Here is a 24,988-nt window from a genome sequence, read left to right as displayed (position 1 = left end):
TATAAAACACTCCCATTCTCGATTAATAAATGTATTTCTGCTTTCTTCGAATTAAGCAAATAGCGCTTAGCATATTAGTTAAACTAATATTTGTACACCGATGTGCGGTATTTTTAGCCAATTAGAAACCGCTTACAAATATATTTTGTATGATTAGCAGGATAATTGATATCATAGATAATAAATTCATTCGTTTTTACTACTTTTATAAAATAGATTGTGATCTTCACTGCTTATATTACTGAATATTGAAAATTTTCATAGGAGCCTTCTATCTAATAGAAGGCACTAATAGTTAGACGTTTAAAACGCAGTAAATATTTAAAAAACTTCGACTACTGTTGCTATTCCTTGGCCACCGCCGATACATAGTGATGCAACTCCATATTTTTTATGACGACGCTTCAATTCAAGAATCAACGAATATAAAATTCTTGTTCCACTTGCTCCAACAGGATGGCCAAGCGCTATAGCGCCTCCGTTTACATTTGTAATTGAACGATCAAGCCCTAACTCTTTCTCTACGGCAAGATATTGGGCGGCAAACGCTTCATTAATTTCAAATAAATCGATATCTTGTATCGTCATATCCGCTCTTTTTAATGCCATTTGAATGGCAGGCACAGGACCAATTCCCATAATACTAGGATCAACCCCTGCTACACCCCAAGAAACGATTCGGGCAATCGGCTTGCTATTGTGGCTGTTTACGAAAGTCTCAGAAGCAAGGACGACAGCACCTGCACCATCATTAATCCCACTCGCATTTCCTGCCGTCACGGTTCCATCTGTTTTAAAGGCTGGACGAAGCTTTGCAAGCCCTTCAATAGTGGAGTTCTCTCGAATATGTTCATCTTGATCCACTATCAAAATGCCTTTTTTCGTTTGAATTTCAACAGGGACGATTTCTTCTGCAAGCCTTCCATTTTTTCTTGCATCCGCAGCACGAAGATGGCTTTCCAAAGCAAATTGATCCTGCTCTTCTCGAGATATTTCATATTGGTCTGATAGATTTTCAGCTGTCATTCCCATACCTTCTCCAGTAAATTCATCTGTTAATGCGGACCATAATGTATCGTCTAAATCAGGCTTTTTCATTCCAAATCGACTCCCTCTTAATGCAAAGGGTGCCATACTCATATTTTCTGAACCTACCGCAAGTCCAGTTTCACCTTCACCTAGGCGAATCGATTGTCCGACCGAAACCACAGCTTGAAGGCCTGACCCGCATAGTCGATTGACCGTTAACGCAGGGCTTGTAATAGGTATACCGACATTCAACGCGATGTGCCTCGAAATATAAGGTGAATTTTTAGCTGAATGAATCACGTTTCCAACAACTGTTAAATCAATATCCTTTGCATCAACATTGCTCCGTTTTAACGCCTCTTTGCTGGCTATCACCCCAAGTTGTGTAGAATCTGTATCCTTTAATGACCCGCCGAAAGTACCAAATGGCGTTCTTGCTCCTTCTAAAATCAATATCTCATTCATTAATAATTCCTCCTTTTGAAGCGTAATCATCTATACTCGATATTGCTACATGATCTAATCAGCAAAGTGAACTGCTTATATTGAAAGACCGCCATCAACCGGAATAACAGCTCCGTTTATATAACTAGATTCATTGCTTGCTAGAAATAAATAGGCATTAGCTATATCTCTTGGTGTGCCAAGCCGTTGAAGGGATACTTTTTCTTTCATCCCTTGAAGAACTTTTTCAGGCATCTTCTCCGTCATTGGGGTCATAATAAAACCTGGAGCGACCGCATTAACAGTAATTCCTTTTCTACCAAGCTCTTTTGCCCACGTTTGGGTCATCGCAATAACAGCTGCTTTACTCGCAGCATAATTTGTTTGACCAAAATTACCCATTCTTCCTACTATACTACTTGTATTAATAATTCTTCCAAAACCTTCTTTAATCATATGAGGGATGACTGCTTGTGTACAATGGAAGACACCTGTTTGATTAATGGATATAACCGTATCCCATTGATCCTGTGTCATTTTTACAAGAGTGGAATCCATCGTAATTCCTGCGTTATTGATTAAAATATCGATTTTACCAAATTGTTGGATAACCTCACTGACCATTCGCTCCACTTGGTCCCGTTTAGACACATCGACGCCTAATCCGACACCGTTGACCTCTCTAGCTGTTTCTTCTGCTGAACGTTCATGATAATCAGCGACAACAACTTGTGCGCCTTCACTAGCAAATAAAAAACTTGATTCTTTTCCAAGACCGCCAGCTCCCCCAGTAATAATAACGACTTTCCCTTCAAGTTTCATAAAATCCCCCCTCATCACATCCGTCTATGAATAACGTCATTTTTAGTAAGCGCTTTAAAAAAGTGTTTTTCAAAAGACATATTTCGTGCTGCACCTTACTTTCAATTGACTAGAACTCCGCTATCTTTTTCTCAACGCGAACTATATTATTTGTTTTTAAATCCTCAATTTCTAATTCTGAAAAGCCTAGTTCGGCTAAAATCTCCTCCGAATGTTCACCAAGAGTCGGCGGGGACTTGAAATGATTAATAGGACTTTCTGAAATCTTAATTGCCGCACCCGGAACTGCCACCTCTAAATTCCCTCCCATTTTTACAGTTTGAATCATTTCTCTATATTTCATTTGAGGATTTTTTAATAGCTCTTCTAAATTATTTACTGGACTGCTGGCAATGCCTCTTTGCTGTAAAAGTTGAAAAGCTTCCTCTTTATTATATTGAATAGTCCAATCAGCAATTGCCTGATCCAAAACTTCTCTGTTTTCTCTTCTTCCCTCTTCCGTATAAAATGGCGAATCCCTTCGTCCCCATTCACTTTTACCTATCAATTCGGATAATGCAATCCACTTTTTTTTAGGGGCATTTAAATAGGATCCGAGGAATACATACCCATCTTTTGTTGGAAAGGCTTTTGATAACTGAAAACGGTCGCTCATTCCCCACCTTTGGTTTATAATCCCATGTAAGTCTGCTTCAGCAACGCTAAATCCTAATAAAGAAACCAAGCCATCAAGCATACTTATATCAACAAAACGTCCTTTACCTGTCCTTTCTCGATGAAATATAGCGAACATTGCACCTAGTGCTGCTTGCAAACCAGCTAAATGATCAGCTATAAAAAAGCCAACATAGGTAGGTGGACCATCGGGGTGTCCCGTTAATTCAGCTAATCCGCTCATTGATTGGATGACCCCATCATACGCTCCATAATCTCTGTAAGGGCCCGTTGTTCCGAATCCAGTAATGTGAACCATGCTAATTTTAGGGTTGATCGATGAAATGGCTTCGTAATTAAAACCTAGTTTTTCAGGTACTTTAGTGCCGTAATTAGTGACTAAAACATCTGCCGTTTCTACTAGACGATGAAGAATTTCTTTACCCTTTTGACTTTTTAAATCTAATGAAAGTCCTCTTTTATTACGATTTTCTGCGGCAAAATACAAACTGATATCATCATGTATTGGCTGAGATGTCCTCCCGATTTCACCTTCCAGTCTTTCAATTTTAATTACGTCGGCACCATAATCAGCAAGGATCTGGCTACAATACGGCCCCGCGATATAATGGGTTAAATCCAACACTTTTATTCCAGATAACACAGACATTAATCTCACCCCATTTTTTAATTCATTTGATTAAAACCACTATAAAGAAACGCTGAACCTTTCATCCATTTTCAAGTCATATTACGAATTATGAAATTACTACTCTAATGATTATTGGGCGATCAATGCAGAGTAAAACGATCCGTCCGTGGATTCGATGAAAGGCGAAAAAATAAGTTAACATTCGCGTGATTTAAACGTTAGATAGCATTTATTCTCATTCAGAAAAGGATTAAATAACGATCATCTACACATCATTCCTCGTTTGTTGCGCAGGAATGGTTGCGATTGCCCTTACTTTGGAACTTACCAATGCATTACCACTAAGTTCATTTTTACGGAAGTTTCCAGGTGAGGTACCAACAATTTTTTTAAACGATTTAATAAAATGGTAAATGTTATTATATCCAACATCATTACTAATCTCTGATATATCTAAATTGGTGTTAACGAGTAACTCCGCGGCTTTATCGATCCGCACTTTATTTAGATAGAGATTGATCGTCATTCCTGTACTCTCTTTAAATGCTTTACAGATATAATTTTTGCTTCGTCCAACAAACTGGGAGAGTTTATCTAAAGAAACTTCATTCTTATAATTTTCTTGTATATTCTCCTTAATTTTCTCTACGACCTGGGACTTTTGAGAATTCGTAGAAATTTCGATTCTTTGGTATCGAACCATATAGTATAGTGCAGCAATAAATGTGTGTGTAGAAATCTCCAAATACCAAGGCAGTGTGTCGATCGCTTCATTAAAAACTAGCTCCAGCATGTTCTCAATATTCTCTGATCCCTGACATACAATTGGAAGTTTGTTCAAACTTTCTTGGAATTCACGATCAAAAACCACATACTTTACTTCCAGCATTCTTAATGGTTTGCCATCTACTTCGCGTGTGTCAGAGATGCCATGGATATCGTTAGGTCTTGTAAAAAGATACATTCCGCGGCCTAAAGTGACTATTTCATTACCTACAATAAAATCGCCCTCTCCACTAGTTACGTAGTAAATTTGATAATAATCATGTGAATGGGGTTCAAGTCTACTCCCTGATGGATATTCACTTTTTGCAAGCCAAAGTATATTTATCATAGTATTATTCATTACACGATCACCTTTAAATTTATAATATTTGTCTTTTTTATTTTTATTTATTGGTGGCAACTACTCAAAAAAATTTTTTTAATGTCGATAATCTGCTTTCATTACCCCAATATTATTATTGCATCTTTTTCCAGTCCTAACCAAAACTATTAGTCTAGCCACTAAAGTTATATTTGACTGATTGATGCCGATAATACTATATTACAAGACAAACGGTGATTCATGAATGACTATGATTTTGAGAATCCTTTAAAGGTTATAAAGCTGAAACCCCTCCGCTCACAAGCAGGCACTGTCCTGATATAAAACTTGCATCATCGCTGGAAAAAAAGGATACAGCTTTTGCGACTTCATTCGGTTGTCCAAGTCTTCTGACAGGGATTAGCTTCATATGTTCTTCTATAATTTCTTTAGGAACATCTTTGTACATATCCGTTTCAATAAAACCAGGGGCAACACAGTTCACAATAATATTTTTCGGCCCGCCTTCCTTTGCGAGCGTTTTAGAAAATCCAATTAATGCAGCCTTTGATGCTGAATAATTCGCCTGACCGACATTCCCAAATGCAGAGATTGATGAGATGTTTACAATTCTACCGTAAGCATTCTTTCGCATAATCGGTACGACATATTTACAAAGATTATATGCACCTTTTAAATTCACATTTAATACTGCATCCCAAGATTCATTAGGCATTTTATGAAACATGCTATCGCGAGTAATGCCAGCATTGTTGACAAGGATATCAATTGACTGAAAACGTTCCACGACTTGAGAAACAGCCGCTTCTACCTGTTTTTCATTAGATACATCACATTTGATCGGTAGAACTTCGACAGTTGCTTTATCGAGCTTCGACACCATGTCTTCCACAAGACTTAAATCATAATCAAGTACCGCAATGCCATTAATGCCATCCTTTATGAAGCATTTGACGATCGATTCACCAATCCCTTTTCCACCGCCAGTAACAATAGCGTATTTACCTGACAACTTTCCCATAATAGCTCCCTCCCTAAAAATCGAAGCACTCTTCTTCTTAACAGCTAACTCAAATAGCTTCCTACTCTATAATCGCATTGATGAGATGTATGAGTAGGACTTTTGCAATTTAGCGCAGAGTATGCTGATAGGTTGTGTGCGTTCACTACTGCTTTTACTTTTTCACCTAAGCCTGTAGTCTGAACAACACCATTTACTCAACAAGCAGGATGTAAACACTTACATTTTCATCACTAACATCGTGGTAATACGATTAATATATGACAACTGTAAAGAAATATAGAATAATATTAATCGAACTACATCCAGTATTTTTTTGCAATTTTTAAAAATAATAATTATAAAATATCACAATATATAACTATTCGTCAACATATTGATAAGAAAATTCTGATAGAAATATTAAGGGGAGATAATTATAAAATTGATGTATATTAACTAAAATATAGGTTATATGATATGTCAAAATTATAATCAATTTATTAAGAATTCAATAGATTGGACCATTACGACTCACACGTTTTAAAAATCTATCATGCCCTTACAAAAAAATTTAAAAAGCCGTATTTCCATGTGAAAAATACGGCTTTTGCTATGAAAGTATGCGTTTTAGAATCTATCAACTGTCGCTCTCAATATATATAAACACGTTTTTAATTCATGTTGATTCCCCCATCATAAAATAAATGTTTCCCTCATTCAATTTCACAACTTGATACGAGCGAGGAAACTGTTTTTTTAAAACAAATGGAATAACTGGAATGTGTCTTAGCTATCTTCTATATATATGAATGAGAATACTGGTTGGAATCAATGTAATTTCAAAACTTTTTAACCGGAGGTAAAACATGTTTAATCCTAATCCCGCTAATACAGCGATTGTCATCACAGACCCGCAAAATGACTTTTTATCTCCCGGCGGCAAAGGCTACCATTTAACTGAAAATATCATTAAACAATACAATACACTTGGTAATCTGGAACTGCTTATGAGCACAGCCATGAACAAAGGCTATCAACTATTTATCTCCCCTCATTATATCTTTCCGCATGATTATCGTTGGAAACATACAGGGGCCGAACAAGAAATGTTATTAAAACTTGGAGTCTATCAGAAACAGAATGCCTATACTCCGCCGAATGAAGGTGGTGACTGGGTCCCTTCACTTACACCTTACATTCTAGATAAAAGAACAATCATTGCAACTGCTCATAAAGTTGCAAGCCCACAAACAAATGACTTAGTTTATCAATTACGTCAACAAAAGAAAGAAAAAGTAATTTTAGCAGGTGTCTTATCAAACGTGTGTGTGGAATCGCATATGAGGGACTTAATCGAGAATGGCTTCCAAACAGCTGTCGTTTATGATGCTACCGCCACAATAAGCGATTGGGATTTTCAAGCAGCGATCACAAATTATCATGCCTTTAGCAGTGCAACATGGACGACTCAACACGCAATTTCTAAACTATGATCCTTTTCACCATCTAAATATGATCATGAAATTTCTTTTCTAGTAAACTAGCAATGGTTGTTAAACTTTCTCTATGAACAAAAATAAAGTAAACTTTCCCTGATAACGAACAGTGTGATTACTACCAATCATTTTCTCCCAATCAATTTTATTGAATAATTTCTAATCAACCTTTACGATATAAAGGATTTTAGAACTTGTTATAAAATAATCATTAAACAAAAACAATTTCATTTATTTCAAGGAGCAAACGATGTGTATTTGTAAAGTAAGTGAATTAGCGAAACATAAAATTAGTGCATTTTTTGAAAAACATTGGGGCAGTCCAGAAATGGTTATTTCAAGTGGAATTTATCATTGTAATGAGTTAGATGGATTTGTTTATTTAAATGAAAATCAAGATATTATTGGACTCATTACTTACGTCATTAGAAATAACGAGTGTGAGATTATATCATTAGATAGTATCGTTGAGGGAAACGGAATAGGGTCAAAACTTTTACAGCAAGTAGAAAACATTGCGAAATATAATGGCTGTAGATTGATTAAATTAATCACCACAAATGATAATTTACACGCCTTAAAGTTTTATCAAAAACGAGGTTATCGTCTCATTAAGGTGCTGCAACATGCAGTGGATCGGGCAAGAAAACTGAAACCATCCATCCCCCTTATCGGAAATGACGGAATCCCTTTACGAGATGAACTTGTATTACAAAAAGATTTCGCAAATTAAAGGTCAAAAAGGTGTACAGATAAACTGAAAGCTAACACATACATTTAGTTTACATAATATATTTACTTTATACAGAAAAAGCTTGGAGTGATCCAAGCCAGTGTCTTTAAGTACGACCATTTATCATGAAAGATATAAGCATTCGTTATTGCTTTTGAGCATATTTGCCGTTTCTTTCGAAAAACCTTTGCTTAACCGAAGGCCACTCATCATTTATAATCGAATATAGAACAGCGTTACGGATATAACCATTGTCAAGAATTCTCTCATTGCGTAACAGCCCTTCTTTTACAGCTCCTATCCGTTCAATTGCTTGTTGTGAGCGAAGATTTCGCTCATCTGTTTTCAACTGGACTCTAATTAATTTTAATTCTTCGAAACAATATTGTAATAATAAATATTTACAATCAGAGTTTACATATGTTCTTTGAAAATGACGATCATACCAAGTAGAACCAAGCTCGCATGACCTCTGTTCCTTATTTAGTTCGTAAAGACGAGTAGTACCAACAATTTGATTCGTTTCCTTTAATATCACAACAAACGGCAAAGCTTTCTGCTGTTGGCGAAGTTGAACAGCTCGCGCTACCCAGTTATACATATCTGTTTCCGTCTTTACTTCCGTAAGCATAAATTTCCAAATACTGGGATGATTAATGGCAAAAAGCGGCTGCACATGTTCCAATTCCATTGGTATTAGCTGAATTCTTCCATTTTCTAGCGTTGGTGGTTGTTGAAATAATCCTTCATCCATTTTCTTTCATCCTTCCAATAATATATTTATACCTGCTTCATTCACTATCGTAATGGAGCTTGATCATTTTTGGCAGTACCAGTTTTCATATATTTTTAGGTACCAGATGATTATTAAGATCTTTACCGTTAAGGTTAGGATTTATTAAATGGACTATCTATGTAAACAGATGGTTAGTGCTTTTTCAAAAAAATACTGATCATTCATTTTTATTCCTTTTATCTAAACTGATAAAAAAACTTCCTCTAATGTTTGTTCGTAGATATTTAGTTCATATACTCTTATATGATGATGATGTAATCAATCAATTAAATTCGGGATTTCTTCTTCATTTGAAATTTCTAAAATACAAGTATCCTGTTTCTCTTCTATATGTACTATAACGAAAGCAATATATTGAGGATCATGGATTAGAAAGCAAACCGTTCGGCCCAAATAATAACCGCGACAGTAATTTGTTTAGTTGCTCGTTTTCCTCTTTATTCAACGCTTTCAACCATTCACTTTCTTCAACAAAATTGATTACATCATGTAATTTTTTTATCCCTTCCTCTGTTAAGGTTAAATCATAGAGACGCCGATCTTTTGCGTTTCGTTTTCGTTCAACTAAATGCCATTTTTCAAGATCATCTACTATTGCAACGATTGTTGATTTATCTATTGACATCTTCTGTGCTGCTTCACTTTGAGATAGAAAACCATAGCTTCTTAAATTTATCAACAAACCGAAATGGCGGGCACGAATTCCCATCGGTTCAATAGCCTTTTCAAATTTTTCATGAATGATTCTCCCCGCTCTGGAAAGAAGATAGCCAGTGCTCATCTTCATTGCTGTATGTTGATCCATTGTTAATTCTCCGTTTTTATACTCTTCATTTTTCGACATTATCCATCACCTCAAATAGACATTCAAATGGAGGGTTGACATTCCTTTAAAATCATTATAGCATATGGATTGCGAAACAAACAGTTTGATAACAAAACTATTTATAGACAAAACCATTAGCAAAAAATGAAATAATACTGAACACGTAAAAATATGGCGGTCAATTTTTAAAATAAGGTGGTGACAAAATGCAAAGCCCTACAGTTGGAATCATGATTACAATTCTCTTCATTGTTTTTATTCTGTTTAGAAAAATTAAAAAGGCTGCCAGTTGGCGGTCGATCCCGCAGCCACTTATATATATACTCATGTTGCTTAAAACCTCCCAATTGTTACGAAAGATTGCAATTGGGCTGGTTACTATTATTCTTGGCGCTCTCTTAACATTGATTTTTACTCATTTACATTTGATCACTAAAGCATTACATGGTGCCACACCGTTTATTGGCCATATCAATGTATTGTTTTTGTTGTGGGGAAGTATTGGAGTCATTTTAGGTTTAGGGCTCGCTATACTATCGAGCAAATGGACAAAAATCGAAAGCCGCAATCATGTTTGGTATTACCGTCCTAACCCCTTCCTTGGTACAATTGTCGTAATGCTTGTCCTTGTTAGGATTATCATAAAACTGACGCATCTTTATCATTTATATAATGTTGAAAAAGGACAACATTTTACAGCTAGCAATTTACAACATTTTAATTGGCAATCACAAGTCTCTACTTCGGCAAGTGATACATGGACAAGTCTAATTTTTGCAATGTTTATCAGTTATTTCATCAGTTATTTTGTTTTTGTCGTTTGGAAGGTGTTAAGTTTAAATAAGCAAGCAAATTAAGTGAGATTAAATTTTTCTTTATACTCGAGATTATAAGTCTAGTTTGTAAATTCATTAAACCAATGGGTTGTGACATTCTCACTCCCCTTCCCTCTTAACCTTCTTTTCTCTGTTGTTAAATTCGTTCCAAAACAAAGATGTATGATACTTACGATATACACGAGAGCGAATTGAAATAATAAATTGAGACTGGATCTCTTATTGAATCCAGTCCATTTTTTATTGATAGACTGCTTTATTATCAGATGAATTATGGAAATGTACATAAGTATTGAACCCCTTATCTTTTACCTTGATACCATTTTTAATATGGAAATGAAAAAACAAATTTAACTTCTTTATTTTTTCTCGACATGTGCAGGCACTAACTTTTTGTTACAATAAATTTTTAAAAGCCATGGCTTAATTAGTGGTAAAACAGATTTTGGCTGCGCATCCATTTCGTCTACAATGAATAGATAATCCTTCACGATATTTTCAGGAGCTAGACCATTAGGATTAGTGGGCAAAGAAGAAAGACTGGAAAACTTTTGAATAGTTAACATAAACTAGGCTTGTAGAAGCTCCGAGATACCTTTTCCATTTCTCGGAACTTCTTCTGTGATTGCTTTTAATTATTTGTTAAAATAATTAAAACGGTTTCTTCGACTTTTGTTAGAATAACAGGTTTGCATATTTTGGATAACAGGGGGTTAAACGTGAACATAATTGCTACCTTTTTCACAGCTTTATTATTGTTTTCACTATCGGCTTGTGGAAATTCTTCAGGGGGGGCTTTAGAGAGTCCAACAACACAACATCAGTCACAAACGAACAAAACGACTAAAAATGCCGAGAACAATTCTCCATCAAATCAGTCTACAAACACATCCGATCATTCTACTCATGATACATCTAATAACAGCTCAAACTCAACTTCTTCTAATGAAAATTGTGGATTAGAAGAACGAATAGATGACGTCTTCACCGCCACATTAAAATATGAGAGTAACGAACCGAATACGACGGTTGACTTTAAATCATATACAATGACGCAAAGTGGAAAAAAAGTTAAATTAACAATTGTCCCCACTTCAGACCATCAAGATGATTTTAAAGAAGGCTTTGTGAAAGAAGTTGTAAACAATAAAGATGAGACACACGATGCTACGTTATTTCAGTATAAAATAGACAGCAAAAACATTTTATCATTGCTAGATTCTACAACTGAAAAAGTTGTTTATGCAACAAGCTTAACTGTTGCGAACGATCAAGCTGTAAACCAGCCAAATGGAGCTTGGGTGAAAACGTTCAAAGAGGAGCTATACAAAAATTATCATGTTACTCCTAGTCGCTATAAGTATATTGGGAATGGCAATTGGGAAGTTTGGGTCAAGGAAATTGACACTGGTGTTAATCCTTATGTAACGGTCAATCAAAATACAGGTGATTTCCACGGATAATAACAGCTGAAGATAGTTTATTTAACAAACCATTTCATATACAGCATTTTCATATTTAGTGTGACTGATCAGGTGCTTTATGTTTGTTTATATATGTAACCTAGCAATAAAAAGGCGCTAAGCAACACCCGCCTTACACTGTATTGATCCATAGAAAAAGCCCCCAATAAACTAAACAGATTTTTATTATTTCATCTGTCTACTTTATTGGGAGCATATCAAAACTCTGAGCTTTTCTGTTTCTATCCCATTAAAGTAGCATTTATGATAGCTTTTTTAAAACCCAGATCGCCTCATCATAGTGATTCCATTACGGATCATTAATGGAAAATCGTTTCCCTATCTGGGATTAAAAAATTATTTCATATAATTTCCAACTAATTCGTAGCATCTTTTTTCTGTCAGATCATTCTCGACCGCAGTATATTCTAATTGTTCCATCGTACCGCCTTTATATTTTAAAGATGCTTTTTTTGCAGCTTTATCCCGGTAATTTATCCACCCACGTTCTTCTCTTCTTAGCTTGGTCATCTCTTCTGAAGGAAGTTGCTTATTTAGAACTTCATAAACTTCATTTAATAATCCATCCAAAGCGTCGAATCTATCCCCTTCCACGTTTTTTAAAGCATATGTTGAATCATCTTTTAGATTGCTTCGTTCCTCTTCTATCTTCTTTTTTGTATCGTTTAATTTGTTGAGATATTCTTCTTTCAAACTCGCTTGAGTATTGTTCGTGCGGGAGTCATCTTCTTTTTCTGCTTTATTCTTTGATGTACTCGTTTGTGCATCTGTGTCATTTTCACCTTTATCATGATTGCTAGTATAGGAAGAATTTTCCTTCGAATTCGTCTTTGCAGGTTCGTCATTTGTGTTTTGCGCTGAGTTATTATTTTTTGACTGGTTGTCCAGCGTAGCACTTGACTCTTTTGATGAGTTTCCACATGCAGCTAATATAATAAATAATACTGTTAACATTCCCACTAAAAGTTTACGATTGTTCCCCATTAAAACAATGCCTCTCTCCTTTTATAATCTATGTTTTGAAAATAATCTTTATATTCTTTTAACAATCCAGCCCATTGACTGAAACAAGAAAAAGAACCCTTTTATAATTTAACATAAATTTCCTATTCTGACTGGGCACTACCGGATGAGGAATTAAGACATATAAGAACAAGAAAAAACTGGACCTTTATTGGATCCAGTCTAATACTTATAGTTTCTCCTGCTGCTACCCGGAGCTGAAACAGCAACTTATTTCTGCTTTATTACATAATTACGTAATTTCCCGATATTCTCTACTTCCACAGTCACGACATCGCCGGCTTTCATTGGACAACTGCCGGAAGGTGAACCCGTAGCTAGAACATCACCCGGCTCTAGTGTCATAATCTGTGAAATCCAGCTAATAAGAAAAGGAATTGAAAATGACATTTGGTTCGTATTGCCCTCTTGTACGACTTTTCCATTTAAAGTTGTCACTATTCGTAAATTAGTTGGATCTACCCCCGTCACAATCCATGGTCCCAATGGGCCAAAAGTGTCAAAACCTTTTCCACGTGTAAACTGAGGATCAGTTTTTGTCAAATCTCTTGCAGTTACATCATTAAAGATCGTACATCCAAAGACATAATCTAATGCCTCTTCTTCTTTTATATTTTTCCCACGTTTCCCGACAATAATTGCGACTTCACCCTCCATTTCCACCTGTGTAGTCAAATCAGTTGACGGAAGAACGATATCTTCTTCATTTGGAATCAAGGAAGATGCCGGTTTTAAAAACAAAAATGGTTCTTTAAGATTTGCCTTTCCCCCCGTCTCAATTGCATGTCCAGAGTATGTCCAACCGAAATTTATTACTTTTGAAGGTGCCACAGGCTCCAAAATTTTTACATCATCATATTTAACCTTTACACCATCATATTTTATTTCATTGTTTATAATATCAGTAAAATCACCAGCCAATTGTAAAATTTGATCATCTTCTAAAATTCCGTAATATACTTTTCCGTTATCATTTTGATAGCGAACAATTGTTTGTGCGTTTTGTAGAACCTTCATTACCTGACCAACTCCGATTATAGATTTATCCATAGTAAATTATACCAATGCAGAACTGTATTATCTATATTTAAACTAATCTTACGAACTAAGATTTCTGTTTTAACTTTCTTCATCGCCGTGATTTCACCTTGGAAAAGAAATCGGTGTTCACACATTATGAGAAAGTAAAGCAGCAATCAGCCACCCTATTACAATCGGAGAAATGTTCAAATTAGATGAAAGGAGGATGATAGCGCCTTCAACATAAATGTTTACGAATACCCTCTACTTACACCAGTAATTGGGTTCAGAATTGCGCCCAGTGAATCACGTAAATTTTCGTATTTGCATCACGTCCATATCCAAATAATCTTATTCCTCTACTAATAACCCTATTCAGATTTCAGCAGGCACATGAGCTTTTCTTATACTTTTCCGCGTTTAAAAAGGAGATATTATTTTATGCCAAAACTATTTCCATGCAGACAAATATTTCTTTCGATATTTGTTATCTTCCTCACACTCAATTAAATCCATTGCTATTTCCCTAATATGTTCATCCTTTATTTCATCGTATAATTTCTTTAATCCGACAATCATATCATATCGAATCAACGTATAATGTTTTTCATCTATTGCATTTTTGAATCGATCAATCATATAATTTAGCAACATTTCTCTCTGTTCTTTTCCAGCTAAGCCTACTTTCCAAATTGATTGTATTGTATGCCGAGCTGTCACAAATTTAGACTCTTTTGTAACTTCCCATAGCATTGGAAAATCGTGCAGCATCTTTTTTTCAGGATCACTTATTGCTAACCCAGCAAGAAACTGTGCTGCCCTAGCCCTCCGGTGATTGTCGGAATCGGTAAGCCAATCGATTAATTGATCCCAAACTTCATACGACCAGTCTACTTTCTCTTTTGTAGCATTCATGATATGTTGAAAGGCTTCTAATTGTACATTTTTGTCCTTTGCCTCTAGATTTTCAAAATATGATTTCATAATACTATCCACCGTATCACCTCAACAACATTAGTTACCAAAATTTTACCTTTTTCACTCAGCCTCTTCAACAAAGAGTGAAGAGTTAGAATACTTCAATTTCATTTTTTTATTATAAGTGGTTTATTAAACAAGAAAATAGGAGCGCCTTAGCATTCCATTGTTTAGCTGAATCAACTGCACTTTCCGTAATTCATGGAACATATTAGATGTCTTTTTGTAAATAATAAGATTGTTCAATAATATATTAAGGAGGGTTTATATGCAGCAGGAGGAACAGGCTAAAGAAAATACAGGTTCTATTATGAAACCAGAGTTTGCCGGAACAAATGCCCAGAAAGTAAAACAAGAAATTCAAAAAGATGTGAGCGAAGGACAAGGCGCAATGACATCTCGAGAGGCGGGAGCAATGCGTGATTAACAACCATTTTAAATGGTTTCAGATTGTCGACAAAAGGCATCGAGAATACTTACTCTCGATACCTTTATCATTTTTGAATGGAATTCCGGTAAAAAGCCGTTGATATCTGCTCAAAGTACTTGCTTTCCGTGTACGTTCGCCGGGACTTGACGCTAATCCCCAGGAGTCAAGCAACTTCCGCACCAATCAATTAGTCTAAGTCCTACTCAAGTAAGTTGCCATGTTTGTTCCTATATCTTTAATGGTTTGTCGCATAGAACGAATACCAAACACATATTGGATGAGTGGTGAGTAGAGATTTTCAGCTAATAAATGAAGAAGAAATTGATAGCAGCTTAAGTTTACGTAGCAAATGTTCTTGCGATACTCACTGGTCCATTGTGATCATTGCTAATTGCTCTCTCTCAACAACACTCAAAAGTAGTAGCGAAAGACGCACATTGACAAACCCACTCCGGAAATATACGTAGTCTCCTGCGGAGGAGGATAAGCATCGGTGAGATCCCACGGTGCATAAGCACGAGAAGGCTCACGAGCCAGCGAAGGATATTTCCTGAACGGGGTTGGAGCGCAGTATTCAGGATTTGTTTAGTTAATATACTTTCTTTTCCAACTTTACATAAACTATTTTCAAGCATTCGCTTACCTTTTTCATGCGTTTATAAATGCGCTTATTTTATTTAACTTGTTTTGTTTAGATTAATGTTTAGGCAAAGGAAATAAATGAAGAGCGCTTTTAATCATGATAAAAAATGATTAGTACCTATTCCGTTAGAATTTTTTTCCTTTACCTGCTTTAACGTCGCTACGATAAGAAAACTAACAATGACTAATAAAAGCCATGAACTTACCTTTCCTAGCGAAACGAGACTCCACGCGTCGGTTTGATTTGGATATTCCCAAGCTCCAAAAAACGTTGCGATGTTTTCGGCAATCCATATAAAAAATCCGATAAGTACGAAAGAAAGTGCAAGCGGCATACGATAACGGCTTCCGTCAACCTCGTAAGTAACCGATGATTTCCAAAAGACAATGATGACAAGTCCTGATAGCCACCAACGAATATCAATCCAGTAATGATGAGTAAAAAAATTTAAATAAATCGCAGCAGCAAGAGGCCCAACTAATAGAAACGGCGGCCATTTAATAAGCTCGACCTTTAATCTCCTCCACGCTTGGCAAAGATAACTCGCTACACTTGCGTACATAAACCCGCTATATAAAGGCACTCCAAAAATTTTGCAATAACCTTTCTCTGGATAAGACCAAGACCCCATATGCACCTTGAAAAGTTCAAGCGCAAGTCCAATAAGGTGAAACAATGTAATAACCTTTAGTTCATCCCGTGTTTCAAGTCCAAAATGTACCATCCACCACTGCATTAAAAGGCAGATGATGAGCAGTAAGTCATACCGCGGCAGGAAAGGAATAGGCATCATTTTTGTCAAAGCTAACGAGGCAAAAATAACGACTGGAAATAAACATGATAGCGCCTGCTCCCAACCAAAACGAACGAGTTGCTTGAACGCTCTTATCATCTGTGCCTTTAAAGGCTTTTTTTGAGAATCATTTTGAATGATGAAATTCATAAGTAACTCCTCTTTTAAGATTTGCTTCATTGCCATTCATTACTGGAAAAGCAAACTTCTCTTTCTTTCAACGAAAAATATTGTTATTTCATTCATCTTGGCCACCTTCATCACCGCGGTATTCTAAAATATCTCCAGGTTGGCAGTCTAACGCTTTACAGATTGCCTCTAAAGTTGAAAACCTGATTGCTTTTGCCTTTCCATTTTTCAATATCGAAAGATTCGCCATCGTGATTCCTACCCTCTCCGAAAGTTCTGTTACACTCATTTTTCTTTTAGCCAGCATCACATCAATGTTGATTATAATCGCCATCTTTTTCACCTCAGACCGTTAAATCATTTTCTGATTTTATATCAATTGCCTCTTTTAAAAGCCTTTCGAGAACAGCAGCAAAGACCGCGATCACCATTGAAACAAAAATAATGACTAATCCGAGTACGATGATACCTGGAGCGTCATCTTTGTCAGCCATAAGATAAAGAAGTGGCATTCCTAGCACATAAATACCACTGATTGTCATCGCACAATATTTTATATTCTTTAAAGCTCGCACAGAAAAATCCGAGAAAGCGATGTTCTTGTCAATATAGTGCAAAAGCTTAAAAGCCTGATACAGAGCAAAGTAAAAAGGAATCGCAGCTCCATACATGACGATGAAAACGAGATATTTTATGTAAGCAAGATCTGGATACAATCCTCTTGCAAAACTTCCTATCATTGGCACCACAAATATGCACAAGGCAAGAACTGGAAGACCAATAAAAAAAACAGCTATCTTTAAAAAGAGTGTTGTTCCACGTTTCATAAAAAGCACCTCACATCATTAATATAAATTTGATTCTAATCCATTATTTATCGTTTATCAATAAATTTTTATTTATTTTTATGATGTTTTTATTGTTTTATAAATATTTCCAAACAAAAGGGCACTTCTCATTACGGAGAAATGCTTTAGAAAAATCATTTAAAATATGTACAATATTGCAATGTTGTAATCTAGCTCTTGATCATCACTTCCTATACAATTACAATTGTAATCTTGTTTCAGTAAGTGACCTTCGATACAATTCAAGCGGTTGGATTTTCACAAAACGATTATGCCATACAGATTCATGATGTTTAATAATTTGCGCTGCACTAAGTTGACTGCTATTTAATGTACTGTGCGTATCTTCTACTAAAAGATTATGTTGATAGCCTTTACTGTAGGCAATTCGCATTGTCGTATCTAAGCAAAATTCGGTTTGTGCACCCGCAAAAATGAGTTGTTCAATTCCCAATGCTTTTAATGTCTTCTCTAAATTCGTTCGATAAAAGGCATCCCATGTAATCTTTTCAATAACAATATCACTGCTTTCTCGATGGAGCCCTTTATGTAATTGCCAGGCGTCCTTTCCTTTCGCCATTTCATCTGACGGGTTTTGGTCTGTATGTTGGATGAACACGATAGGAATCCCCTTCAACCTTGCCCAATCAATCATCTGATTTACATTAGTAAGTAATTGTTCATGCTCGTACAAGAAATTTTTTTTCCTCTAAAAAAAAGATCTCTTGCAGATCAACAATAATGAGTGCTTGTTTCATATATGTACCTCCTATTCATTTGCTTCATAAAAAATTGCCCAATTCGCTTATGTATGTCGTTCAATAAACATGTTCTATTTCAAGTAATATTGTTTTTAATTCAAGTAAATCATCTATGACAAAATCAGCTTGTAAAAGCTCATCTTCGCGCGCAACATCAAAATGACACCCGATCGCAACTAAGCCATTATCTTTAGCGGCATTGATATCAGGTAGAGGATCTCCAACAACAGCCGCTTTTTTAATATGATATTTGATGATAATCGTTTTGACTAAATCTGCTTTATTCAGCGATTGTATTTGTTGAATACTAAATGTTTCAGTAACCCAATTATTCAATTGATAATTGTCTACTATTGCTTGCCAATACTCTGTTAACCCATTACTTGCTATGTATATTGTATAGTTATTCTCCTTTAAATAACAAAATATTTCCTTTACATTCGGATATAAAGCACCTTTTCCACTTCGAATATTTTTTATTTATCCCCCCATTTATTATACATATTTTTTTGTTTCCGATTTTAATCATTGTTTTTAATCAGAAAACAGATTATGAACAGTGTAAAATATGATATATTTTAACAATAAGAAATCGTTTCATTGAGACCCGGAGGAATTACTAGATGTTAAGAATACGAAATGTAAAAAAAGAAGATTTATCTGAACTCATCGTGGTTGAACAACATTGCTTTTCCGAGGAAGAAGCTGCAACAGAGGAAGCCTTCAAGAAACGAATTGAGTTAATTCCGGATAGTTTTTTTGTAGCTGAGAAAAACGGTGTCATTGTCGGCCTCGTGAATGGCCCCGTCATTAAAACCGATGTTATAACAGATGATTTATTTGATGAAATCGAGAAAAATCCTGAATTCGGAGGTCATCAAAGCATTTTAGGACTAGCTGTTGACCCGAACTATCAAAATCAAGGGATCGCAACAACATTACTTGCGCATCTTGAAAAAGAAGCGCTTAAGAAAAAACGGACAACGATAACACTAACATGTAAAGAATACTTGATTCCCTTTTATGAACATCACGGATTTCAACACAACGGGGTCTCGAAGTCTCAGCATGGTGGTGCTGTTTGGTATAATATGAGCAAACATTTGTCCTAATTCTACTAACAATACTTTAATCCCCATCCTCCTGATAAAATGACAGGAGGACGTATTCAATTTCATTCATCACTCTCCAATAGATACGTGTAACACTTCATAAATTGTACCTATATTCTGGAGGTTTTCAGGTTTTTCTCTAAAAAAGCATATGTGGCTGTAGCACCATTTATCTGGATTATAGATACATGTTTCCCCAACAATTTCATTTTTTAATTCTAAACTTGGTTGGTTTTCCATCAATGAAGCAGCTAAACTGGTAGTCTCTTGAATTGAACCTGTGATCTCAATAGCATATAGACTATCTGGAAAGTTTTTATTCAATTTGCAATATAAAGGGATTCCAATGTTAATCCGCTGCCAGCCAAAGGATTTTAGAATATTATCGTAGTAGCCTTCAAAGAGAAATGTGTTCATTCCGCTATGGCTGTTCCAAATATACAGTGGAGAATAGGAATTATAGATATTATTGTCGTTGCCATTTTCAGTTATTAAATAAGCTTTAAAATGTAAGCCTTGAAATCTATCTGTCTTTGCACCGTTTTCTTTGACGCGCTTTCTAATAATATTCATATCGTAATCACTTGGTAACATAACTTTGTATTGCATTCCAATCATGGCGATCCCTCGTTTCAATTTCATAAACATAGTTTACTCCTATGCTAAGCCAAGGTAAAATAACGATAAATGATTACTGATATCATTCATAATGATATCTGGGGGTGGCCGATAAATGGAGACAAATGATTTAATAATATTTCTTAAAGTTGCTGAGCTTGGCTCTTTTTCTAAAGCAGCTGAACAATTGGGATATGTGCAACCAAATGTTACCGCGCGAATTAAAATATTAGAAGACGAATTACAAGCGCCACTTTTTAAGCGAACAAATAGAGGAGTTTCCCTTCTTCCTGAAGGAAAAGTTCTATTTGAATATGCTTCTCAAGTCATCAACTTAATATCCGAAGCAAAGGAAAAAATAACTCACACTCCCTCGCTTTTAAAAATTGGGGCTACACCAACAATTACGACAAACTACCTCTCTCATTATCTATTAAACGGCAGCGATCAATTTTCGTTATACACTCGTCCTGCGCATGAACTTTTATCTTTATTAAAAACTTCTACACTTGATATAATTTTCATTAATAGAGATCTTCAAGAAAACGAATTTGAATTAGTGCATACTTTTCATGAGAAGATTAGCTGGCTAGGAGCAAAAAATATAGGATTCAGCGATTTCAGGCATATGACTGCTTTTGTAAGCAGAGATGCTGATTGCCCATATAGAAAAGCGACCCTTCATTTTCTTCAGAAGAGAAAAAGACATTGGAAAGTTGTTGAAATTGATTCTCTCGAACTAATTCTCTCCATGATCAAAAATTGCAAAGGAATGGCGATCCTCCCGACAAAAATGTGCTCAGACAACATTATCGAATATCCAGTAAAACAGACGTCACTCGATGATGTCAAAATAAACATATACAAACAGAACAATAGAGTATTTCATCTAGATTTTTTAGATGCTTTTTATGACTGACACTATATTATAACTTCATTCCGCTCCCCCTTTCACTGTCTAACACGGCCTCACAGAGACCCATATTTCAGCTGCTCTATCGCTTATTAAATCTGATTTAAAAATGATTGAATAAATGGGATCGCCGCACCGATAGGAACACCATTGTCGGTTGAACGGCTGATATAAATAAACGTTTCATTACTTGGAAATGCAGTTTTTTCGTACACTTTCTCATGAAGAATCGTAATGTCCTCTTCTTTCAAGTAAGGGGAAATATGTCCGCCTAGAATAAAATCTCTATTAATGACAAGATGAATGTTATTGATTGAAAATGCTAGATAATCTAAAAAGGTATTCCATCTTTCCGAATATGAAGGATCTCCAGAACGTACTTTCTGAAAGAAAAGCTCTAATGATTCATCTTCCTCTAGAAGCGCACTAATTGAACAATATGTTTCCATGCACCCTCGCTTCCCGCAATAGCAAAAAGAACCGTTGGGATTAATCGTCATATGCTCCACTGTTCCACTATATCCTTCTTTTCCCATGTAAATCTGATCATTGATAATCATAGCCCCGCCAAGATGTGTACCAATCGACAAATAGATGGCATCTCCGATATCGTTTCTAACCCAAAGTTCCGTTGTTGCCGCACACTTTGCATCATGAACAAACATACATGGATAATCGAGATACTGGGAAAAAACGCGAATATCCAACCCTGTACAATCCAATATTTTTCCATAAGTAATATGTTGTCCATCTGTTGATGTTAATGCTTGTACGGCAAAGCCAATGCCAAGAACCTGATCTTTCCTAATATTTAGAGAGGTAATAAACGATTGTACAGCAAGGCTTAACTGTTCGTAATAACTATTTACATTAGAATAGCTTAGAGATAATTCCTTTTGTTGGAATGCAGTGCCAAGTAAATCCACTGCTAAAATGCGTACCTTCTTTTTTTGAATCTCGACACCGATGCTAATACGGGCTTGCGGACAGATTGTATAAGCTGTCGCTCTTCTGCCGACGGATGATTCAAAGTATCCATTTTTTTCGATCAGTTTTTCCTTTTCTAAACGTACTAAATTTTGCGTTACTGTCGGCAAACTTAAATGAAGCTGATTTGCAATTTCCTGCTTCGAAAGCTTTTCATGCTGGTAAATAAGATGATAGATTAACGAATAATTATTCTTTTTTATATCTTTAAAGGTGATGCTATTGTCCATAAAACGACCCCATTAAGTAAAATAATTTTATAAAAAGATTTCATTTAAATTCATTTTAAATATATCACATTAGCAGATCGCATCACAACATCGGCTGGATAGATTCAACAATTTTCACACTTCTCTATTTTTTATGTTGACGTAAACAAAAAAACGCTATATTATATAAATACATTTTATAAAATCATTTTATAAAATGATTTTAACCAAAGGGGAGTTTCATATGGGAATTATTGAAAAAATGAGATTAGATGGAAAGAACATATTTGTAACAGGCGGTGCAAGAGGCATTGGCAAAAGTGTTGCAACTGCCTTTGCTGAAGCAGGAGCAAATGTAGCGATTGTAGACTTAGACATTAACGAAGCGAAGAAGACAGCCATGGAGCTTGAAAAAAACCATTCTATTAAAGCGATTGCAATCGAAGCAGATGTTACAAAGCCGGATGATGTCAATGCCATGATCGCAACGGTACTTGATGTTTTCGGACGTTTAGATGTCGCCTTCTGTAATGCCGGAATTTGCATGAATATACCAGCGGAAGAAATGACATTTGAACAATGGAAAAAAGTGATCGACATTAATCTTACTGGTGTATTTTTAACAGCACAAGCTGCAGGAAAGGTTATGATCGAACAAGGCGGCGGCTCTATTATCAATACGGCTTCTATGTCCGGGCATATTGTAAATGTGCCACAACCACAATGTTCCTATAACGCATCTAAAGCTGGCGTGATCCAATTGACAAAATCATTGGCAGTTGAGTGGGCAACAAAAAATGTACGCGTTAACTGTATTAGCCCGGGATATATGGGAACAGAATTGACATTAAATTCACCAAGTTTGAAACCTTTAATTGAACAATGGAACAAAATGGCACCGCTTCACAGAATGGGAAGACCAGAAGAACTTCAATCGATTTGTGTCTATCTTGCAGGTGATACGAGCAGCTTTACAACAGGATCTGATTTTGTTATTGATGGCGCTTTCACTTGTATTTAATAGATTAAAAGACTTTGATTTTATGCTTAAAGGAGATTGGAGATTATCTATGTACTATTTACTCGGAACGGATATTGGTACATCTGGTACGAAAACTGTGTTGATGGACACAGATGGCAATTTAATTGCTCAAGATTTGCAAGAATATGATGTATTGACCCCTAAACCTTTATGGGCGGAACAATGGCCTGACGTATGGTTGCAGGCAGCAACATTATCTATTAAAAATACAGTACAGAAATCTGGTATTCGTAAGGAAAAGATTTATGGGATTGCAATTAGTGGTCTTTATGGTGGCTCTGGCATTCCTTTAGACGAAAATATGGAACCAGTTAGGCCATGTATGATTTGGATGGATCGCAGAGCAGAACAAGAAGCGGAATGGGTTTTGGACCATATTGGCGAAGAAACACTTCTAGAAATTACCCATAATGGAGCAGACCCTTATTACGGCTTTATAAAAATATTATGGATGAAACATCATGAACCGGAAAACTGGGAAAAGACAAAGCTCTTTTTGCCTCCAAATGATTATGTGATCTATAAACTGACTGGAAAGATTGCGATTGACTATTCTTCTGCAGGAAATATTGGCGGTATTTTTGATATGAATCATAGAACATGGTCGAAAGAAATGATGGCGGCGTTAGGCATTCCAATGTCAATGATGCCTGAAAACATTGTGGAGTCAACAGATATCGTCGGTGGATTAACAAAACAAGCCGCCGCTGAACTGGGACTTTCGGAAGGAATGCCAGTCATTGCAAGCGGAATTGACTGTGGCGCGGCTAATATCGGTCTCGGTGTATTTGAATCTGGCATTTATGCAGCGGCAATTGGAACTTCTATGTGTGCTGCACTCATTTCGGATAAACCAATTAAAGGTAAGAATCTAATTGTCTGGCCCTATTTATATGATGCGAAAAAATTATCCTATTACTTTGCTGGCGGTGCTACAGCAGGCGCAATTGTTAAATGGTTTCGTCAGACGATGTGTCAGTTCGAAATTGAAGCAGAAAAACATGGTGGAAAAAATACTTATGATCTTTTAAATGAACAGGCTGCGAACATTCCTGTTGGCAGTGAAGGTCTTATCGTGCTCCCCTATTTTATGGGTGAAAGAAGTCCAATATGGGATTCAGATGCAAAAGGAACGATCGTGGGACTTTCATTGGCACATACAAAAGCCCATATTTACCGTGCTTTTTTAGAAGCGGTTGCATTTTCTTTAAGGGATGCGATGGAAGCGACTGGAGAGAATCTCGGCGAATCGATATTGATTGCCGGCGGAGTCACAAAGTCGAAACTTTGGAGACAAATTTTCGCAGATGTTACTGGCTATCCAGTTGTTTGTCCAGTTCATGATGTAGAAGCAAATATGGGAGATGTCATGCTTGCTGGCATTGGAACAGGCCTCCTATCCTATGAAGATGTAAAGAAATGGCAAGTTCTAGATAAAAAGATTATGCCGAATAAACAAAATCATGAAAAATATAATGCCTATTACAATGTTTATAAATCTATTTACCATCATTTAAAGACTGATATGAAAACGTTATCAACTATTTCTTAAATATTTCAAGTAACCTTATGTTTTGAAAAAATTGCGAAAAAGGAAAT

25 protein-coding genes and 2 pseudogenes are annotated in these 24,988 nt (G+C 35.9%); 9 read left to right on the top strand and 18 right to left on the bottom strand.

The window, feature by feature from the left end:
* Window positions 1–321 precede the first annotated feature (321 nt).
* The 5 genes from G4D61_RS12530 to G4D61_RS12510 all read right to left on the bottom strand — a co-directional run bounded on the left by G4D61_RS12530 (window position 322) and on the right by G4D61_RS12510 (window position 5,730).
* Entirely contained in the window at window positions 322–1,494 is a 1,173-nt protein-coding gene (locus tag G4D61_RS12530) for an acetyl-CoA C-acetyltransferase (RefSeq protein ID WP_025728539.1), read from the bottom strand.
* Between the two features lie 75 nt (window positions 1,495–1,569).
* Window positions 1,570–2,295 (bottom strand): beta-ketoacyl-ACP reductase, encoded by a 726-nt coding sequence (locus G4D61_RS12525; protein WP_025728537.1) that lies wholly within the window; start codon window positions 2,293–2,295, stop codon window positions 1,570–1,572.
* Between the two features lie 109 nt (window positions 2,296–2,404).
* On the bottom strand, window positions 2,405–3,619 hold the full coding sequence (locus G4D61_RS12520) for a CaiB/BaiF CoA transferase family protein (protein ID WP_163174087.1): 1,215 nt from the start codon (window positions 3,617–3,619) through the stop codon (window positions 2,405–2,407).
* 247 nt (window positions 3,620–3,866) lie between these two features.
* A complete protein-coding gene (locus tag G4D61_RS12515; protein ID WP_163174085.1) occupies window positions 3,867–4,727 on the bottom strand; it encodes a helix-turn-helix domain-containing protein in 861 nt (286 codons plus the stop codon).
* 256 nt (window positions 4,728–4,983) lie between these two features.
* Complete coding sequence (locus tag G4D61_RS12510; protein WP_025728531.1) at window positions 4,984–5,730, bottom strand: SDR family oxidoreductase; 747 nt, start codon at window positions 5,728–5,730, stop codon at window positions 4,984–4,986.
* Window positions 5,731–6,578: 848 nt separating this feature from the next.
* On the opposite strand from G4D61_RS12510, the gene G4D61_RS12505 reads away from it, so the two are divergent.
* Both G4D61_RS12505 and G4D61_RS12500 read left to right on the top strand, forming a co-directional pair.
* The gene (locus G4D61_RS12505; RefSeq protein ID WP_025728529.1) at window positions 6,579–7,205 is read left to right on the top strand and encodes a cysteine hydrolase family protein; all 627 of its coding nucleotides are present in this window, start codon (window positions 6,579–6,581) and stop codon (window positions 7,203–7,205) included.
* Between the two features lie 253 nt (window positions 7,206–7,458).
* Window positions 7,459–7,941 carry a GNAT family N-acetyltransferase gene (locus G4D61_RS12500; protein WP_025728527.1) on the top strand — a complete coding sequence of 161 codons (483 nt, stop codon included), beginning with the start codon at window positions 7,459–7,461 and terminating at the stop codon, window positions 7,939–7,941.
* 145 nt (window positions 7,942–8,086) lie between these two features.
* Here the strand turns inward: G4D61_RS12500 and G4D61_RS12495 are convergent, their stop codons facing one another.
* A complete protein-coding gene (locus tag G4D61_RS12495; RefSeq protein WP_025728525.1) occupies window positions 8,087–8,695 on the bottom strand; it encodes a GNAT family N-acetyltransferase in 609 nt (202 codons plus the stop codon).
* Between the two features lie 403 nt (window positions 8,696–9,098).
* A complete protein-coding gene (locus G4D61_RS12490; protein ID WP_163174083.1) occupies window positions 9,099–9,581 on the bottom strand; it encodes a MarR family winged helix-turn-helix transcriptional regulator in 483 nt (160 codons plus the stop codon).
* 188 nt (window positions 9,582–9,769) lie between these two features.
* On the opposite strand from G4D61_RS12490, the gene G4D61_RS12485 reads away from it, so the two are divergent.
* Window positions 9,770–10,420, top strand: a complete 651-nt coding sequence (locus tag G4D61_RS12485; RefSeq protein ID WP_025728521.1) for a CcdC protein domain-containing protein — start codon at window positions 9,770–9,772, stop codon at window positions 10,418–10,420.
* Between the two features lie 698 nt (window positions 10,421–11,118).
* Window positions 11,119–11,862 carry a hypothetical protein gene (locus G4D61_RS18220; RefSeq protein WP_051476271.1) on the top strand — a complete coding sequence of 248 codons (744 nt, stop codon included), beginning with the start codon at window positions 11,119–11,121 and terminating at the stop codon, window positions 11,860–11,862.
* A gap of 357 nt (window positions 11,863–12,219) precedes the next feature.
* On the opposite strand, the gene G4D61_RS12475 is transcribed toward G4D61_RS18220, so the two are convergent.
* The 3 genes from G4D61_RS12475 to G4D61_RS12465 form a co-directional block, all read right to left on the bottom strand.
* Window positions 12,220–12,867: a lysozyme inhibitor LprI family protein gene (locus G4D61_RS12475; protein ID WP_163174081.1), complete on the bottom strand. Its 648-nt coding sequence runs from the start codon at window positions 12,865–12,867 to the stop codon at window positions 12,220–12,222.
* A 249-nt stretch (window positions 12,868–13,116) separates the two neighbouring features.
* Complete coding sequence (locus tag G4D61_RS12470; protein ID WP_025728515.1) at window positions 13,117–13,923, bottom strand: fumarylacetoacetate hydrolase family protein; 807 nt, start codon at window positions 13,921–13,923, stop codon at window positions 13,117–13,119.
* Window positions 13,924–14,376: 453 nt separating this feature from the next.
* Entirely contained in the window at window positions 14,377–14,922 is a 546-nt protein-coding gene (locus tag G4D61_RS12465) for a hypothetical protein (protein WP_025728513.1), read from the bottom strand.
* Window positions 14,923–15,172: 250 nt separating this feature from the next.
* On the opposite strand from G4D61_RS12465, the gene G4D61_RS12460 reads away from it, so the two are divergent.
* Entirely contained in the window at window positions 15,173–15,331 is a 159-nt protein-coding gene (locus tag G4D61_RS12460) for a hypothetical protein (RefSeq protein WP_163174079.1), read from the top strand.
* 216 nt (window positions 15,332–15,547) lie between these two features.
* Here G4D61_RS12460 and G4D61_RS18215 read toward each other — a convergent pair.
* The 6 genes and pseudogenes from G4D61_RS18215 to G4D61_RS12435 all read right to left on the bottom strand — a co-directional run.
* A pseudogene (locus G4D61_RS18215) lies at window positions 15,548–15,719 on the bottom strand (IS5/IS1182 family transposase); the annotation flags it as partial.
* A 352-nt stretch (window positions 15,720–16,071) separates the two neighbouring features.
* Complete coding sequence (locus G4D61_RS12455; protein ID WP_025728511.1) at window positions 16,072–16,866, bottom strand: DUF817 domain-containing protein; 795 nt, start codon at window positions 16,864–16,866, stop codon at window positions 16,072–16,074.
* Between the two features lie 142 nt (window positions 16,867–17,008).
* The gene (locus G4D61_RS12450; protein ID WP_025728509.1) at window positions 17,009–17,233 is read right to left on the bottom strand and encodes a helix-turn-helix domain-containing protein; all 225 of its coding nucleotides are present in this window, start codon (window positions 17,231–17,233) and stop codon (window positions 17,009–17,011) included.
* Between the two features lie 10 nt (window positions 17,234–17,243).
* Window positions 17,244–17,726 (bottom strand): DUF2975 domain-containing protein, encoded by a 483-nt coding sequence (locus tag G4D61_RS12445; protein ID WP_025728507.1) that lies wholly within the window; start codon window positions 17,724–17,726, stop codon window positions 17,244–17,246.
* 220 nt (window positions 17,727–17,946) lie between these two features.
* Window positions 17,947–18,402, bottom strand: a complete 456-nt coding sequence (locus tag G4D61_RS12440; protein ID WP_367613779.1) for an isochorismatase family protein — start codon at window positions 18,400–18,402, stop codon at window positions 17,947–17,949.
* 163 nt (window positions 18,403–18,565) lie between these two features.
* A pseudogene (locus tag G4D61_RS12435) lies at window positions 18,566–18,988 on the bottom strand (HAD hydrolase-like protein); the annotation flags it as partial.
* A gap of 143 nt (window positions 18,989–19,131) precedes the next feature.
* Between G4D61_RS12435 and G4D61_RS12430 the strand changes: the two are divergent.
* On the top strand, window positions 19,132–19,620 hold the full coding sequence (locus G4D61_RS12430; RefSeq protein WP_025728503.1) for a GNAT family N-acetyltransferase: 489 nt from the start codon (window positions 19,132–19,134) through the stop codon (window positions 19,618–19,620).
* Between the two features lie 69 nt (window positions 19,621–19,689).
* Here G4D61_RS12430 and G4D61_RS12425 read toward each other — a convergent pair whose 3' ends face one another.
* Window positions 19,690–20,238, bottom strand: coding sequence for a DUF4865 family protein (locus G4D61_RS12425; protein WP_163174093.1), 549 nt, complete (start codon window positions 20,236–20,238; stop codon window positions 19,690–19,692).
* 115 nt (window positions 20,239–20,353) lie between these two features.
* Between G4D61_RS12425 and G4D61_RS12420 the strand changes: the two genes are divergently transcribed.
* On the top strand, window positions 20,354–21,157 hold the full coding sequence (locus G4D61_RS12420; RefSeq protein ID WP_025728500.1) for a LysR family transcriptional regulator: 804 nt from the start codon (window positions 20,354–20,356) through the stop codon (window positions 21,155–21,157).
* Window positions 21,158–21,243: 86 nt separating this feature from the next.
* On the opposite strand, the gene G4D61_RS12415 is transcribed toward G4D61_RS12420, so the two are convergent.
* Entirely contained in the window at window positions 21,244–22,368 is a 1,125-nt protein-coding gene (locus tag G4D61_RS12415; RefSeq protein WP_035354521.1) for an ROK family transcriptional regulator, read from the bottom strand.
* 223 nt (window positions 22,369–22,591) lie between these two features.
* Here G4D61_RS12415 and G4D61_RS12410 point away from each other — a divergent pair, with 223 nt between their 5' ends.
* Both G4D61_RS12410 and G4D61_RS12405 read left to right on the top strand, forming a co-directional pair.
* Window positions 22,592–23,368 carry an SDR family oxidoreductase gene (locus tag G4D61_RS12410; protein WP_025728498.1) on the top strand — a complete coding sequence of 259 codons (777 nt, stop codon included), beginning with the start codon at window positions 22,592–22,594 and terminating at the stop codon, window positions 23,366–23,368.
* A 49-nt stretch (window positions 23,369–23,417) separates the two neighbouring features.
* Entirely contained in the window at window positions 23,418–24,941 is a 1,524-nt protein-coding gene (locus tag G4D61_RS12405; protein WP_163174077.1) for an FGGY-family carbohydrate kinase, read from the top strand.
* Window positions 24,942–24,988: the final 47 nt, after the last annotated feature.

It is taken from the genome of Heyndrickxia ginsengihumi (assembly GCF_011008565.1).
GTDB lineage: Bacteria > Bacillota > Bacilli > Bacillales > Bacillaceae_C > Weizmannia > Weizmannia ginsengihumi.
This window is presented reverse-complemented; position numbering and strand designations above follow the sequence as displayed.